Origin of the sequence: Pseudomonas protegens (assembly GCF_013407925.2) — a bacterium.
Lineage (GTDB): Bacteria > Pseudomonadota > Gammaproteobacteria > Pseudomonadales > Pseudomonadaceae > Aquipseudomonas > Aquipseudomonas fluorescens_AP.
In genome coordinates this window covers 4,844,937-4,860,277 of sequence record NZ_CP060201.1, presented here as the reverse complement: position 1 = coordinate 4,860,277, position 15,341 = coordinate 4,844,937, and the positions used below count along the sequence as shown (strand labels likewise).

General features: G+C 60.1%; 13 protein-coding genes. 6 read left to right on the top strand and 7 right to left on the bottom strand.

Annotation, left to right across the window (positions count from 1 at the left end; genetic code table 11):
• Nucleotides 1-276 precede the first annotated feature (276 nt).
• Entirely contained in the window at nt 277-882 is a 606-nt protein-coding gene (locus GGI48_RS31345) for a cold-shock protein (RefSeq protein WP_047305815.1), read from the top strand.
• A 65-nt stretch (nt 883-947) separates the two neighbouring features.
• Here GGI48_RS31345 and GGI48_RS22590 read toward each other — a convergent pair whose 3' ends face one another.
• Nucleotides 948-1,154 (bottom strand): SlyX family protein, encoded by a 207-nt coding sequence (locus tag GGI48_RS22590; protein ID WP_047305816.1) that lies wholly within the window; start codon nt 1,152-1,154, stop codon nt 948-950.
• A 3-nt stretch (nt 1,155-1,157) separates the two neighbouring features.
• Nucleotides 1,158-1,583, bottom strand: a complete 426-nt coding sequence (locus GGI48_RS22585) for an HIT domain-containing protein (protein ID WP_016963220.1) — start codon at nt 1,581-1,583, stop codon at nt 1,158-1,160.
• Nucleotides 1,584-2,516: 933 nt separating this feature from the next.
• On the opposite strand from GGI48_RS22585, the gene GGI48_RS22580 reads away from it, so the two are divergent.
• The gene (locus tag GGI48_RS22580) at nt 2,517-3,836 is read left to right on the top strand and encodes an OprD family porin (protein WP_047305817.1); all 1,320 of its coding nucleotides are present in this window, start codon (nt 2,517-2,519) and stop codon (nt 3,834-3,836) included.
• 276 nt (nt 3,837-4,112) lie between these two features.
• Here the strand turns inward: GGI48_RS22580 and GGI48_RS22575 are convergent, their stop codons facing one another.
• The gene (locus tag GGI48_RS22575) at nt 4,113-4,955 is read right to left on the bottom strand and encodes a mechanosensitive ion channel family protein (protein WP_016963222.1); all 843 of its coding nucleotides are present in this window, start codon (nt 4,953-4,955) and stop codon (nt 4,113-4,115) included.
• Nucleotides 4,956-5,093: 138 nt separating this feature from the next.
• On the bottom strand, nt 5,094-5,579 hold the full coding sequence (locus tag GGI48_RS22570; RefSeq protein ID WP_011063029.1) for a YajQ family cyclic di-GMP-binding protein: 486 nt from the start codon (nt 5,577-5,579) through the stop codon (nt 5,094-5,096).
• Between the two features lie 143 nt (nt 5,580-5,722).
• Between GGI48_RS22570 and GGI48_RS22565 the strand changes: the two genes are divergently transcribed.
• Genes GGI48_RS22565 through GGI48_RS22555 form a run of 3 tightly spaced genes read left to right on the top strand, consistent with a single transcriptional unit; the run spans nt 5,723 to nt 9,312 of the window.
• Nucleotides 5,723-6,640, top strand: coding sequence for a putative 2-dehydropantoate 2-reductase (locus GGI48_RS22565; protein ID WP_179600130.1), 918 nt, complete (start codon nt 5,723-5,725; stop codon nt 6,638-6,640).
• A 45-nt stretch (nt 6,641-6,685) separates the two neighbouring features.
• On the top strand, nt 6,686-8,722 hold the full coding sequence (locus GGI48_RS22560; protein ID WP_047305818.1) for a HAMP domain-containing sensor histidine kinase: 2,037 nt from the start codon (nt 6,686-6,688) through the stop codon (nt 8,720-8,722).
• A gap of 2 nt (nt 8,723-8,724) precedes the next feature.
• On the top strand, nt 8,725-9,312 hold the full coding sequence (locus tag GGI48_RS22555) for a cob(I)yrinic acid a,c-diamide adenosyltransferase (RefSeq protein ID WP_179600128.1): 588 nt from the start codon (nt 8,725-8,727) through the stop codon (nt 9,310-9,312).
• A 99-nt stretch (nt 9,313-9,411) separates the two neighbouring features.
• Here the strand turns inward: GGI48_RS22555 and GGI48_RS22550 are convergent, their stop codons facing one another.
• The 3 genes from GGI48_RS22550 to secA all read right to left on the bottom strand — a co-directional run bounded on the left by GGI48_RS22550 (nt 9,412) and on the right by secA (nt 14,551).
• Nucleotides 9,412-10,356: a Nudix family hydrolase gene (locus tag GGI48_RS22550; protein ID WP_047305820.1), complete on the bottom strand. Its 945-nt coding sequence runs from the start codon at nt 10,354-10,356 to the stop codon at nt 9,412-9,414.
• A 115-nt stretch (nt 10,357-10,471) separates the two neighbouring features.
• Nucleotides 10,472-11,689 (bottom strand): bifunctional glutamate N-acetyltransferase/amino-acid acetyltransferase ArgJ, encoded by a 1,218-nt coding sequence (gene argJ / locus GGI48_RS22545; protein ID WP_179600126.1) that lies wholly within the window; start codon nt 11,687-11,689, stop codon nt 10,472-10,474.
• A gap of 120 nt (nt 11,690-11,809) precedes the next feature.
• Entirely contained in the window at nt 11,810-14,551 is a 2,742-nt protein-coding gene (gene secA, locus GGI48_RS22540) for a preprotein translocase subunit SecA (RefSeq protein WP_103741265.1), read from the bottom strand.
• 322 nt (nt 14,552-14,873) lie between these two features.
• Between secA and GGI48_RS22535 the strand changes: the two genes are divergently transcribed.
• The gene (locus GGI48_RS22535; RefSeq protein WP_016963228.1) at nt 14,874-15,329 is read left to right on the top strand and encodes a DUF721 domain-containing protein; all 456 of its coding nucleotides are present in this window, start codon (nt 14,874-14,876) and stop codon (nt 15,327-15,329) included.
• The last annotated feature ends 12 nt before the right edge of the window (nt 15,330-15,341 follow it).

Below are 15,341 nucleotides of genomic sequence, written 5' to 3'. Positions count from 1 at the left end.
TTCCTCGGAAAGCCACAGCCATCTGTCTAGAACGCGCCTTTGCCTGAAGTTTCGATGACCAAGCGCGGCATACCCCATTTCCAATCGCCCGCTGCTGATTTGAGAAGGCCAGGGCTTTGCTGTTAAATAGACTCCGTGTCGCTGATGCCTATTTCTTCGGCCAGCGCGCATAGGCTGACACTGCGTACGTAACCACCGCCTCACCCCTTTATTCAGAAGCGAACCGTGCGTGATCAGCTCTTCCTTGTGCTTCCTTCTTAACGTGAGTTAATCAAAATGTTGAAAATCGTCCACCTGCTGACAGGCATTGCAGCTTTGCTGCTGTCTTTGATTCCGAGTCTTAGATCTGACGCGGTTCCCTACCTGCAACAACCCGATGCTATTTACCTGGCCCTGTTCGGCCTGCTCAACCTGATCCTCGCTCCAGTTATCCCGCACTGGAACAAAGGCTCGCGTCATCACCTGCAGAACCTGGTCAGCGCCCTGCTGGTACTGGTTGTCGTCCTGCAAACCCTCACCTTGCTGGCGCCAATGCCAGTGATTGGTGGTCAACCAGCCGTCCTGGTGAGCTTGCTTACCGCCCTGATCGCCGTGGCTCTGCACCTGGGCATCAGCTTTTACAAATCCTCACCCGCCGCGTCCGCCGCTCCCAGCTACGACATGAGCAACCGCGATACCGGCACCGTGAAATGGTTCAACACATCCAAGGGTTTCGGCTTCATTTCCCGCGACTCCGGCGATGATATCTTCGTGCACTTTCGCGCCATTCGCGGAGAAGGTCACCGCGTTCTGGTGGAAGGCCAGCGCGTGGAGTTCTCGGTCATGAACCGCGATAAAGGCCTGCAAGCCGAAGACGTGATCGCCGCACTGCCGCGCCGCTGATCAACGCCAACAAAAAACCGCGCCATGGCGCGGTTTTTTTGTGCCTCAAGAATGCCGAGCTTCCTTTAATAGTGCGGGGGCGGCGCCTCTTCCTCGAAAGACTCGAACTGCCCCACCATTTCTTCCTGACGCTTGAGCAAGGCACTCATCTGCAGTTGCAGGCGCTCCAGCACCTTCTGCTGCGCTACCAGCACATCGTTCAAGGCTTGAATGGTGTCGTCCTGAAACGCCAGACGGCTTTCTAGGTCGGTAACACGCGCTTCCAGACTCATGGCTCAAACCTCCAGAAATTGGAAATCGTCGGTCAGTACTACCCGCAGCCGATTGCGAATCGCCACAACCTCCTGCGCGGTGTAAGGCTTGGCCGGGTGCTTGCCCCACACTGGCGCCGGCCACGCGGCGTCATCCCGCTTGCGCACTATTACATGCATATGCAACTGACTCACCACATTACCCAACGTCGCCACATTCAACTTATCGGCATCGAAGGAATCCTTGAGCACTTCAGCCAACGCTGTGGTTTCCCGCCATAGCTGCAGTTGGTCGGTGACATCCAGTTGAAACAACTCACTGATATCTTCACGACGGGGCACGAGGATGAACCAGGGATAGTTCGCGTCATTGGACAGCAGCAGCCGACAGAGGGGGAAATCCCCAATGGGCAATGTGTCTTGTTGCAGCCGTGAATCTAAAGTGAACACTGCATTTACTCCCGCTCAGCTCATTTCAGCCTGGCCCACAGCATCATCGACACTGACCAGGCGACAGACGCGCAGCATACCTGCGAATGCACAGGGCTTCATGACCAAAGCGCTAAGCCCGGACATCGCCCGTTAACCAGCCGGCAAGGAGCCAGCCTCAATGCAGCGCAAACGCCCCACGACAGGACATTTTTTGAGGCTTTGCACCATTTATGTACGAAGCATCAAAAGCGCCCTGAATATGACTCGCCGCGCCTTCGTCGTCGCCGAGCGTAAACCGCACATGACTGTATGAACCCTGCACAGCATTACAAAAGTTTTGCACCAGAATCGCACAGACGGTCTACGCTGAAATCCTCAAGCATCCGCCGTCTACTCACTTTGCGGTGTGAACCGGTAACATTTTGGCGCGCTGTGCGACTTATTGCACAGTCCTGCACCAGGGCGGACTTGGCGTCAAGCCAAACAAAAAGACGCTTTGCATGGCGGTTTTATGCGGTTTTTACAGGTCGGCACACCGTCCAGAAGAAAAAAGTGCGGACAACTTTGGTTTGTGCACGCTTGTTGCATTCACCCCCGACATCGTTTGCGACGGAGCACCGGAAGTGGCTCGTCACAGACTCATAATAATAGTGGCAAGGCTGCCCTGCGGTGCTTTTTAGAGTGTGTATGTCGGGAGCTCAATGGCTCGTGATGTTCCTTCGAAGAACACAACCTAAGTTGTTGGTTCGGATACAGACTGGCTGCAGAATTGCGACACCGACCGAGCAAATTGCGACAGGGTCGTAAAGAAGCTGAAAGGATAGATAGGCAAGTATCGCCAACATTGTCAGCGTGATATAAGTTTGCGCCGACACAAAAAGAAAGAGCCGCCCAGATAAAAAAACAGGTGGGACGGCAGTACTCTTCTAAAAACCAAAGGAGCAAATCACGATGCGCGTGATGAAGTGGAGCATGATCGCCCTGGCTGTATCAGCAGGCACCTCGCAGTTCGCAATCGCGTCCTCCCAGGACGACGCAAAGGGCTTTATCGAAGATAGCACCCTGACTGCGAAATCCCGTCTTGAGTACATGAACCGTGACTACAAGAGCGGTGCAGGTAACCATGAACGTGCCGATGGCACTTACAAAAGCGGCTATCGCCAAGACACCGGCCTGAGTGAGCTGCTGCAGTACAGCTCTGGCTTCACCCAAGGCACCGTAGGTGTAGGCGTTGACGCTTTCGCCATGGGCGTGGTCAAGCTGGACGGTGGCGCTGGCCGCTCTGGCAACGGTCTGGCAGCCAACAACAGCCGGGGCGAACCAGAAAAAGATTCGTCCGCTGTAGGTGGCGCGGTCAAGTTCCGTATCTCCGATACCGTACTGAAATACGGTAACCAAATGGTTGCCAGCCCGGTATTCACTACAGACGACAGTCGCCTGCTGCCTGAAGTTGCCACCGGTACCTTGATCACCAGCAACGAGATCAAAGGCCTGGAGCTGAATGCGGGTCACTTCACCGCCCTGCGTTCGCAGACCGGTCAGTACAACGACAGCATCAACGGTCGTAACAGCGAAACCGGCCTGAAAAACCCAGGCCTAAGCTCTGCCGACTTCGCAGGTGCAACCTACAAGTTCACCGACAACTTCGTCGGCGGCGTGGCAGCGTCCAAGGTTGATGACTACTTCAAGAAGCAATACATCAACCTGAACTACACCTTCCCGATCGCCAATAACCAGTCGCTGAACGTCGACTTCAACGGCTATCGCAGCAAGGATGACGGGAAGAAACTGGCAGGCGATCTGGACAACCGTGTATGGAGTCTGGCAACCGCTTACAGCATCGACGCCCACAAGTTCACCGTGGCATACCAGCAATCCAGCGGTAAAACCGGCTACAAGTACGGTGTTGACGGTAACGGCACTATCTACGTAGCCAACTCGGTGCAGATCTCCGACTTCGTTGGCGAAGATGAAAAATCCTGGCAGGCTCGTTACGACCTGAACATGGCCTCCTTCGGCGTTCCTGGCCTGAGCTTCATGACCCGTTACATTCGCGGCACCAACGTCACTGTTGCCGACTCCAGCGATGGCAAGGAGCACGAATGGGACGTAGAAGCCAAGTACGTACTGCAAGAAGGCCCAGCCAAGGACCTGTCCTTCCGTCTGCGTAACGCCATCTATCGTGGCAGCAACGCCGACTACCGCGCGACCAACTACGACAACCTGAACGACCTGCGTCTGATCGTAGAGTACCCACTGAGCATCTTGTAATTTAACTGCTCAGCTGATTGCGTTAACGCGCAACTCAAATAAAAGCCGCCGACCTGGATCAGGTCGGCGGCTTTTTTTTGTGCGTGATAACAGCAACCCGAACAAGCGAATCTTAAATAGCAAGCTAACTAAAGAAGTTACCAGCACCCGTTATGTCCCCTCGTTTTCGAATGGAACTTGATAGTTGCCAAGAAACCCTGAAAACAAACAAGGGGCCTAAAAGCCCCTTGTCTTGAACAACATTAGTTGACCACTTGGCCAAGTCTTGCAAGCAAGTTATGACACAGCCGCTTCCTGAACCACACGAATCACTCGCTGCGGAAAGGGAATATCGATTCCCGCCGCCTTCAAGCGATCGCGCGACAGCTCGTTGAACTGGAACATCACGTCCCAGTAGTCCGCAGTCTTGACCCAAACCCGCAGAGACAAGGTAATCGCGCTGTCACCCAGGGTGGACACTACAGCTACCGGTGCTGGATCGGCCAACACGCGCTCGTCTTTCGCCAGCTCCAGCAGCACTTCACGGGCCTTCTGCAGATCTGCGTCGTAATCCACACCCACGTCGAACACCACCTTGCGAGTGGGTTGACGGTTGTAGTTGGTAATGATGCCGTTGGACAGGTTGCCGTTGGGCACGATCACCGTCTTGTTGTCACCGGTACGCAACACCGTGTGAAAAATCTGAATGCTGTCCACGCTGCCGCTGATGCCTTGGGCTTCAATGAAGTCGCCAATGCGAAACGGACGGAACAACAGGATCAACACCCCTCCGGCGAAGTTCGCCAGGCTGCCCTGCAGGGCCAGGCCGATAGCCAGCCCGGCGGCACCAATGGCGGCCACGAACGAGGTCGTCTCGACACCGATCATCGAGGCCACGCTGACAATCAGCAGCACCTTGAGAATGATGTTGGCCAGGCTGCTGATAAAGCCTTGCAGCGCCAGGTCGGCATTGCGCAGCGCCAGTAACTTGCCCACTTTGTGGGTCAGCTTGTTGATCAGCCACCAGCCGATGGCCAGGGTGATCACTGCCAGCAGCACCCGGCTGCCGTATTCCATGATCATTGGAATCCAGGCTTGGGAAGCCCGGACCAGGTTGTCTACTTCAGCGTTCAAATCCATCTATCTCTCCAGATTCCCCGGGGTGGCGGCGTGCATGACTGACCGGCAGAACGACCGGCTCCGCTGGAGCGCAATCGTTTCTGCCATTGCTCCGGCCTCGGACGCCAAAAAGCTCTAGAGGTTCCCGGAGACTGGGGGTCAGTCGCGGAAGTTGTTGAACTGCAGCGGCATGCCGAACTCTTTGGCACGCAGGGCGGCGATGGCCTCTTGCAGGTCATCACGCTTCTTGCCAGTGACCCGTACCTGCTCGCCCTGAATGGCGGCCTGCACTTTCAACTTGGCATCCTTGATATGCGCGACGATCTTTTTCGCCAGCTCTTTGTCGATACCTTCCTTGAGCACCGCTTCCTGCTTCATCACCTTGCCCGAGGCATAAGCGTCCTTGACCTCCAGGCACTGCACATCGATCTTGCGCTTGACCAGAGCCAGCTTGAGAATCTCGATCATCGCTTCCAGCTGGAATTCAGCTTCCGCGGTCAGGTTGACGGTCAGTTCCTTGTCCTTGAACTCGAAGCTGCCCTTGCCCTTGAGGTCATAGCGGCGATCCAGTTCCTTGACGGCGTTTTCCACCGCGTTGGTGACTTCGTGCTTGTCCAGTTCGGATACCACGTCAAACGACGGCATGTAATCTCTCCAAATAAAAAGGGGCGCTGTTCAAAACATCGAACACGCCCGGCTTGCGGTTAAAATCCGCGCTCATTATAACGGGTCTTTCCCCTCCTTCACTGCGCCGCCTCCCTGAGGCGGCCAAACAGAGCGAAAACCGAATGTCCACCACCTGGCATGTGCTCGGCGCCGGCAGCCTCGGCACCCTGTGGGCCACCCGCCTGGCTCGCGCCGGCTTGCCGGTGCGCCTGATCCTGCGCAATCAGGCCCGCTTGCAGGCGTATCAAGCGGCGGGCGGCCTGATCCTGGTGGAGCAGGGCCAGAGCAGCCTGCTGGCGATTCCCGGGGAAACCGTCGACAGCACGACGCCCATCAGCCGGCTGCTGTTGGCGTGCAAGGCCTATGACGCCGAAGCGGCGGTGTCCAGCATCGCCCGGCGCCTGACCCAAGGTGCCGAGCTGATCCTGCTGCAGAACGGTCTCGGCAGCCAGGACGCCGTGGCCGCCAAGGTGCCCCAGGCACGCTGCATTGCCGCCTCCAGTACCGAAGGGGCCTTTCGCGACGGTGATTGGCGCGTGGTCTTCGCCGGCCATGGCTATACCTGGCTCGGCGACTCCGGCCACCCGACCCCGCCGATCTGGCTCGACGATCTGGTCGCCAGTGGCATCCCCCACGAATGGAGCACCCAGATCCTCACCCGACTGTGGCGCAAACTGGCCCTCAACTGTGCGATCAATCCATTGACCGTGCTGCACGACTGCCGCAACGGCGGTCTGCAGCAGCACCAATGCGAGGTGGCCACGCTGTGTGCCGAGCTGAGCGAGCTACTGCACTGCTGCGGACAACCGGCCGCCGCGCAAAACCTGCAACAGGAAGTGGAACGGGTGATCCAGGCCACCGCCGCCAACTATTCCTCCATGCATCAGGACGTGGCCAGTCAACGCCGCACCGAGATCAGCTACTTGCTGGGCTATGCCTGCCAGGCAGCCGCCCGCCATCGCTTGCAACTGCCCCATCTGCAACAGTTGCAGCAACGCCTGGTCAGCCACCTGCAACGGCGCGGATTGCCCAGCGCCTGAGCAGCGGCTACGCTGCCCACTTGCTCATTTCCAGCGATATAGCCGATGCCATTGCGCCAGCGTCTCGAAAACCTGCCCGTGGGCCAAAAGCTCCTGGCCGCCCTGCTCGTCTTGCTGACCACCGTACTGCTGGTCGCCAACCTGACCTTTATCAGCGCCGCCTACTGGATCTCCCAGGAAAGCATGGCGCCCCAGGCCCTGCAGACCATCGGCCGGCTGGTGTCCAACCCGACCCTGGCGGCCCAGGCCCTGAACTCCCCGGAGGACGCAAAAAAACTGCTGGATGAACTCGACAGCTACACCCCGCTGCGGGCAGCGGCCCTGTATGACGGCAAGGGTGTACGCCTGGCGCAGCTGCAACACGGCGAACACCTCAAGCTGCCCGAGCGTTACCGCCATATCGAAGCCTGGCAATTGACCGAGTTCCGCAGCAACCAGGTCATCACCCTGCCGCGCCCGGGCCAGGCCCCGGGGCATCTGCTGCTGGTCGCCACCAGCGAACTGCCGATGGCGTTCTATACCGGCACCCTCACCGCCAGCCTGGGGATCCTGATCTTCAGCGTCTTGCTCTGGCTGATCATCGCCCGGCAGATCAAGCGCCTGATCACCCAGCCGATCCACCAGCTCGAAGAGCTGTCGCGCCAGGTGACCCGCGAGGAGAACTACGCTCTGCGCGCTGCCCGCGGCAACCACGATGAAATCGGCAGCCTGGCGGAAGCCTTCAACACCATGCTGTCGCGCATCGAGGCGCGGGAGCAGCAGCTCAAGCGTGCCCGCGACGACTCCCAGGCCGCCTACGATCAGGCCCAGGGACTGGCCGAAGAAACCCGCCACACCAACCGCAAGCTGGAGTTGGAAGTCCAGGTGCGCAGCAAGATCGAGAAGAAGCTCACCGGCTTTCAGAACTACCTCAATAGCATCATCGACTCCATGCCCTCGGCCCTGATCGCCCTGGACGAGCAACTGTACGTCACCCAGTGGAACCAGGAAGCCAGCGCCCTGTCCGGCACTCGCCTGGACGAAGCCCTGAACCAGCCGATCTTCCTTGCTTTCGAACCGCTCAAGCCGTTTTTGCCGCAACTCAAGGAAACCGTCGAGCAACACACAGTGACCAAGGTCGAACGGGTGACCTGGGTCAAGGACGATGAGGCCCGGCACTACGCCCTGACCTTCTACCCGCTGATGGGCGGCGCCGGCCGCGGCGTGGTGATCCGCATCGACGACATCACCCAGCGCCTGTCCCTGGAAGAAATGATGGTGCAGTCGGAGAAGATGCTCTCGGTGGGCGGCCTGGCCGCCGGCATGGCCCACGAGATCAACAACCCCTTGGGCGCCATCCTGCACAACGTGCAGAACATTCGCCGCCGGCTGTCCCCGGACCTGCCGAAGAACCTCGAACACGCACAACAGATCGGCGTCGAGCTGCAAACCGTCAACCGTTACCTGGAAAGCCGCGAAGTGCCGCAGCTGCTCGACGGCATTCAACAAGCCGGGGCCAGGGCCGCCAAGATCGTCACCCACATGCTCAGTTTCAGCCGCCGCAGCAATCGCCAGATGGCCCCCTGCGACCTGCCGGCGCTGATTGACCAGGCGGTGGAAATCGCCAGCAACGACTTCGACCTGGCCATCGGCTTCGACTTCAAGGGGCAAGCGATCATCCGCCAGTTCGACCCGAACCTGGGCCCCGTACCCGGCACCGCCAACGAACTGGAGCAAGTGCTGCTCAACCTGCTGAAGAACGCCGCCCAAGCCATTCACCAGCGTGAGGACGACAGCGAACCCGGTCGCATCATCCTGCGCACCAAGCTGAATCCGCCCTGGGCAGAAATCCAGGTGGAAGACAACGGCATCGGCATGAGCGAAAGCGTGCGCAAACGCACCTTCGAGCCCTTCTTCACCACCAAGGAGATCGGCCAGGGCACCGGACTCGGCCTTTCGGTGTCGTACTTCATCATCACCAACAACCACAAGGGGCAAATGGAAGTGCAATCGACCCGGGGCCAAGGCACCTGCTTTACCTTGCGCCTGCCCCTGTCGAGCAACCAGCCCCCGGTTCAAGAACCGCTACCACTGGAGAACTAAGCATGGGTTTTCGCTTGTCGAAGATTTACACCCGCACCGGCGACAAAGGCGAAACCGGACTCGGAGACGGCCGCCGGGTCGCCAAGGATCACCCACGAGTGGAAGCCATCGGTGAAGTCGACACCTTGAACAGCCAGTTGGGACTGCTTCTGGCCGGCCTGGAGGAACAGGTTGATGCCTGCCCGGGGTTCAAGGACATCATCGAGGTGCTGGCTCCCTGTCAGCACCGGCTGTTCGACCTGGGGGGCGAACTGGCCATGCCGGTGTATCAGGCACTCAACGAGGCCGAGGTGGAGCGCCTTGAGGCGGCCATCGATACCTGGAATGAGGAGTTGGGGCCTCTGGAGAATTTCATCCTGCCCGGTGGTTCGTCGCTGATCGCCCAGGCTCACGTATGCCGCAGTCTGGCGCGCAGCGCCGAGCGTCGCTGCCAACACCTGAATGCCGTGGAACCCTTGCAGGGCGTGGGGCTGGCCTACATCAATCGCCTGTCGGACCTGCTGTTTGTCGCGGCGCGGCTGATTGCCAAGCGCCAAGGCATCGCGGAAATCCTCTGGCAGGCCGCCGCCAAGCCCGCCCCCTCTGTATAAAAGGGCTCACGAGTCTTGGGCAACGGCTGACGACGCCTTCGCTAGCAAGCAGGCGGCTGCATGGACCGCTGCTCGCCAGCGCTGACGCAGCGGCTGTCTTCAGTCCTGCGGCCAGAAGGCGCGGATTCCGGCAACGCCCTGAGCACCGGCGTCCCAGGCTTGCTGACACTCGGCAGGCCCAACACCGCCCAGCAGATACACCGGCTTATTGAAAGCGTTGATCAACTGCTGCGCCTGCTGCCAGCCCAGGGGCTGGGCGTCGGGGTGAGTCTGAGTTGGCTGCACAGGGGACAGGGTCACGAAGTCCACATCCATCTGCTGGGCCAGGGACAGCTCCTCGGCGCTGTGACAGGAAGCCGCCAACCAGCGGTCCTTGCCGAACGGGCGCCCGGCGCTGGCGTACTTGCGCAGTTGCGCCGAGGTGATGTGCCAACCCGCCGACGGAAAGTCCCCCAGCCATTCGAAGGGGCCCTTGAGCATCAACTGCGCCTTGCCGGCACACAGGCCTACTGCGTCCACCGCCAGATCGCGGTACTGCGGGTCGTAACCGCCGGGCGCACGCAACTGGATCAGCTTGCTGCCCTGGGCAATGGCCTTCTGCATGCCCCGCAGCAAGGCCGGGGTTTCCAGACCTTCAGGGGTAATCAGGTAGTGGGCCGGCAGACGGGCCGCGGCGACGATCGGCTGATTCGCCGCGGGGAACTCATAGTCGGCCAATTCACGAGCAGTCACCCAAGCCAGGGGCTGCCCTTCAGCGCCATGGGCTTGGCCGTTGAACGCCGAGACTTCCCAGACATCCAGCAGTACCTGTTTGTCCGGGTAATCGTGCTGCACCTTGATCAGTGGGCGGGCCGCTGTCACAGCAATCCCCAGTTCTTCCAGCAGCTCTCGGGCCAGCGCGGCCTCGACCGCCTCCCCAGTCTCGACCTTGCCGCCGGGGAACTCCCACAGGCCACCTTGATGTTGAGTGTCGGCACGCCGGGCAATCAGGATCTTGCCGCTGGCATCCCGGATAACGGCCGCAGCCACATGGACTCGTTTCACCGCGCTGTTTCCTCTGATCAGGCATTGGGCCAGGCCCTCACGGGCCGGGCGTTATATCTGCGTTTCGCCGGCAAGCCGGCTCCTACAGAGCGGAGCGGGGTTGCCGGCGAGGTTCTTAGGTGCGGTATTCCGCGTTGATCTTCACGTACTCGTGGGACAGATCGGTGGTCCAGATGGTTTCGCTGCAAGCACCACGACCCAGCTCGATGCGGATGGTGATTTCTTCCTGCTGCATCACCGCCGCGCCCTGGGCTTCGGTGTAGCTGGCAGCCCGCGCGCCACGGCTGGCAATGCAAACCTCGCCGAGGAACACATCGATCTTGCTGACGTCCAGGTCCGGCACGCCGGCGCGGCCCACCGCCGCGAGGATGCGGCCCCAGTTCGGGTCGGAGGCGAATAGCGCGGTCTTGATCAGCGGCGAATGCGCCACGGTGTAGCCCACGTCCAGGCATTCCTGGTGAGTAGCGCCGCCGTTGACTTCAACGGTGACGAACTTGGTCGCGCCTTCGCCGTCACGGACGATGGCCTGGGCCACCTCCATGCACACCTCGAACACTGCCTGCTTGAGGGCAGCGAACAGCGCCCCCTCGGCCTGGGTGATTTCCGGCAGATCGGCCTGACCGGTAGCGATCAGCATGCAGCAGTCGTTGGTGGAGGTATCGCCGTCGATGGTGATGCGGTTGAAGGACTTGTTGGCTCCGTCCAGCAACAGGTTCTGCAGCACTTCGCGGGAGACTTTGGCGTCGGTGGCGATGTAGCCAAGCATGGTGGCCATGTTCGGACGGATCATCCCCGCGCCCTTGCTGATACCGGTCACGGTGACGGTCACGCCCTCGTGCTGGAACTGGCGGCTGGCGCCCTTGGGCAGGGTGTCGGTGGTCATGATCCCGGTGGCGGCGGCGGCCCAGTTGTCCACGGACAGGTCATCCAGCGCGGCTTGCAGGGCGCCTTCGATTTTCTCTACCGGCAGCGGCTCGCCGATCACCCCGGTGGAGTACGGCAGCACGGCGCTGGCATCGACGCCGGCCAGCTCCGCCAGCTTGGCGCAAGTGCGCTTGGCTGCGGCCAGGCCAGGCTCGCCGGTCCCCGCGTTGGCATTGCCGGTATTGGTCAACAGGTAACGCACCGGGCCTTGTACCCGTTGCTTGGCCAGGATCACCGGCGCGGCGCAGAACGCGTTGAGGGTGAACACGCCCGCCACCGTGGAGCCTTCGACGCAGCGCATGACCACCACATCCTTGCGCCCCGGGCGCTTGATGCCGGCCGAAGCGATACCGAGTTCGAAACCGGCAACCGGGTGCAACGTAGGCAAAGGACCAAGACCAACAGCCATGAATGCGCTCCTCTTATCAGGTGTCTGCACCGTCGTCTCAAAAGACGGTGTCGCAAATGGAAAAACGCCGCGACGGCTGATGCCGTCACGGCGTGGGTGTTTCAGTGTCTGGCGGGGATCTTAGTTGATCTGGCCGTGACAGTGTTTGAACTTCTTGCCCGAACCGCAGTAGCACAGCTCGTTGCGGCCCAGCTTCTGCTCGTTGCGCACCGGCGCGGAGGCCAGGGCGACATCCACATCAACCCCTTCTTCCAGGGCTTCAGGCTGGTCCAGACCCGGCGCTTCGGCGTGTTCGAACTGCATGCGCTGAGCCAGGGCCTCGGCTTCCTGGCGCAGGCGCGCCTCCTCTTCGGCCGGGTCTTCGCGACGCACCTGGACGTGGGACAGTACACGGATCGAGTCGCGCTTGATGGAGTCCAGCAACTCGGAGAACAGGGTGAAGGACTCGCGCTTGTATTCCTGCTTCGGGTTCTTCTGCGCATAACCACGCAGGTGGATACCGTGACGCAGGTGATCCATGGTCGACAGGTGGTCTTTCCACAAATCGTCCAGTACCCGCAGCACGATCTGCTTCTCGAAGGTGCGCAGCGCTTCGGCGCCGGCCTGATCTTCCTTCTCGTTGTACGCAGCGATCAGTTCGTTGAGCAGCTTCTCGCGCAGGGTTTCTTCGTACAGATGGTCGTCTTCATCGAGCCATTGCTGGATCGGCAGGCTGACACCGAAGCCGCTCTGGATGGATTCTTCCAGGCCTGCCACGTCCCACTGCTCAGGCAGCGATTGCGGCGGGATATGGGCGCTGACGGTCGCGTTGAGCACGTCCTGGCGGAAGTCGGCGATGGTTTCGCCAATGTTGTCGGCGGCCAACAAGGTGTTGCGCATGTGATAGATCACTTTACGCTGCTCGTTGTTGACGTCGTCGAACTCCAGCAATTGCTTGCGGATGTCGAAGTTGCGGCCTTCAACCTTGCGCTGGGCCTTCTCGATGGCGTTGGTCACCATGCGGTGCTCGATCGCCTCGCCGGACTGCATGCCCAGGGCCTTCATGAAGTTCTTCACCCGATCAGAGGCGAAGATGCGCATCAGGCTGTCTTCCAGGGACAGGTAGAAGCGGCTGGAGCCGGCATCACCCTGACGACCGGCACGGCCACGCAGCTGGTTGTCGATACGACGCGATTCGTGACGCTCGGACGCGATCACGTGCAGGCCACCGGACTCCAGCACCTGCTGGTGACGCTTCTGCCAGTCGGCCTTGATCTGGGCGATCTGCTCAGGCGTCGGGCTTTCCAGGGAAGCGACTTCCACTTCCCAGTTGCCGCCCAGCAGGATATCGGTACCACGACCGGCCATGTTGGTAGCGATGGTCAGGGCTCCCGGGCGACCGGCCTGGGCGATGATTTCCGCTTCCTTTTCGTGGAACTTGGCGTTCAGAACCTTGTGTTCGATGCCTTCTTTTTGCAGCAGGTTGGACATGTGCTCGGACGTTTCGATGGTCGCGGTACCTACCAGCACCGGACGCCCCTGAGCCATGCATTCCTTGATGTCGTTGATGATCGCGGTGTACTTCTCATCCGCGGTCAGGAACACCAGGTCGTTGTAGTCTTTACGGGCCAGCGGCTTGTTCGGTGGAATAACCATCACCTGCAGGCCGTAGATCTGATGGAATTCGAACGCTTCGGTGTCAGCGGTACCGGTCATGCCAGACAGCTTGGTGTACAGACGGAAGTAGTTCTGGAAAGTGGTCGATGCCAGGGTCTGGCTCTCGGCCTGGATGTTGAGGTTTTCCTTGGCTTCGATGGCCTGGTGCAGGCCTTCGGACAGACGACGACCGGGCATGGTACGACCGGTGTGTTCGTCGACCAGGACCACCTGGCCATCCTGAACGATGTACTCGACGTTGCGGTTGAACAGCTTGTGCGCGCGCAGACCGGCATAGACGTGAGTCAGCAAGCCCAGGTTGTGCGCCGAGTACAGGCTTTCGCCTTCCGCCAGCAGGCCGACCTGAGTCAGCATCTCTTCGATGAACTGGTGACCGGCTTCGTTGAGCTCAACCTGACGGGTCTTTTCGTCGACAGTGAAATGACCGGCCTTGGTGACCTGGCCTTCCACTTCCTCGATGTGCTGCTCCAGACGCGGGATCAGCTTGTTGATTTCGGTGTACAGGCGGGAACTGTCTTCGGCCTGACCGGAAATGATCAACGGGGTACGCGCTTCATCGATCAGGATCGAGTCGACTTCGTCGATCACGGCAAAATTGAGCTCGCGCTGGAACTTGTCTTCCATGCTGAAAGCCATGTTGTCGCGCAGGTAGTCGAAACCGAATTCGTTGTTGGTGCCGTAGGTGATGTCGGCGGCGTAGGCAGCACGCTTCTCTTCAGGCGGCTGGAATGGCGTGACCACGCCGACGGTCAGGCCGAGGAATTCGTACAGCGGACGCATCCAGTTGGCGTCACGGCGAGCCAGGTAGTCGTTCACCGTCACTACGTGCACGCCCTTGCCGGACAGTGCGTTGAGATAGACGCCCAGGGTTGCCACCAGGGTCTTGCCCTCACCGGTGCGCATTTCGGCGATCTTGCCTTCGTGCAAGGTCATGCCACCGATCAACTGCACGTCGAAGTGACGCATACCCATGACGCGCTTACCGGCTTCGCGGGCGACCGCGAAGGCTTCGGGAAGCAGTTTGTCGAGGGTTTCACCCTTGGCGATACGGGCCTTGAACTCGGCGGTCTTGGCGCGCAATTGATCGTCCGAAAGGGCCACCATTTGCTCTTCGAAGGCATTGACGATCTGTACCGTCTTGAGCATGCGTTTGACTTCACGCTCGTTCTTGCTTCCAAAAAGTTTCTTTAACAAAGGCGCAAACATATCGGCAGGATCTTCCACACATAGGGTTGGAGGGCGGCCCCGTGAGTCGCCCGAGCAGCCCTCATGGCCGCATGCGAACGAGCATTCTACCCGGAAACGATGGTGAGGAAAGTGGCGTTATTCCACGATGCTGGCACAGCGCTGTGACGGGGCTCACCTAAAATAAGGGCTTTTTGCCGAACTTCAAGCCCATTCCCCCCGGAAGTTAATGATTACGATCAGCAAAGCGCGAGAAAGTCGTCAGAGTACGAAAAAGCAATGAGCCCGGCGGCCCGAGTGCTTTCTGCTACCATGGCGCCTCTGTAACTTCAGGTGTCTGATCATGGCATTTCGCCCCCTTACGGCACGCGCCCCCGCCGTTCTTCTTCGCGAAGCCAAGCCTCTGAAAGCCATACTCGGCCACGCTCAGCGCCTGGCGCACCTGCAGCGCCTGCTGGAGAGCCAGTTGCAACCGGCGGCTCGTGAACATTGCCACGTCGCCTCATGGCGCGAAGGCAGCCTGTTGCTGATCGTCACCGACGGTCACTGGGCCACGCGCCTGCGCTATCAGCAAAAACGCCTGCAGCGCCAATTGCAGGCGTTCAACGAGTTCAGCAACCTGACGCGCATCCTGTTCAAGGTCCAGCCACCCACGGTCCAACGGGGCGCCGTCGGGCACACCATGGACCTGTCGAACAATGCCGCCGAAACCATCCAGGCCACCGCCGAAGGCATCAGCGATCCCAAGCTGCGCGCCGCCCTGGAGCGCCTGGCCAGCCACGCCAAGCCGCGCGACTGACACGGACACCCG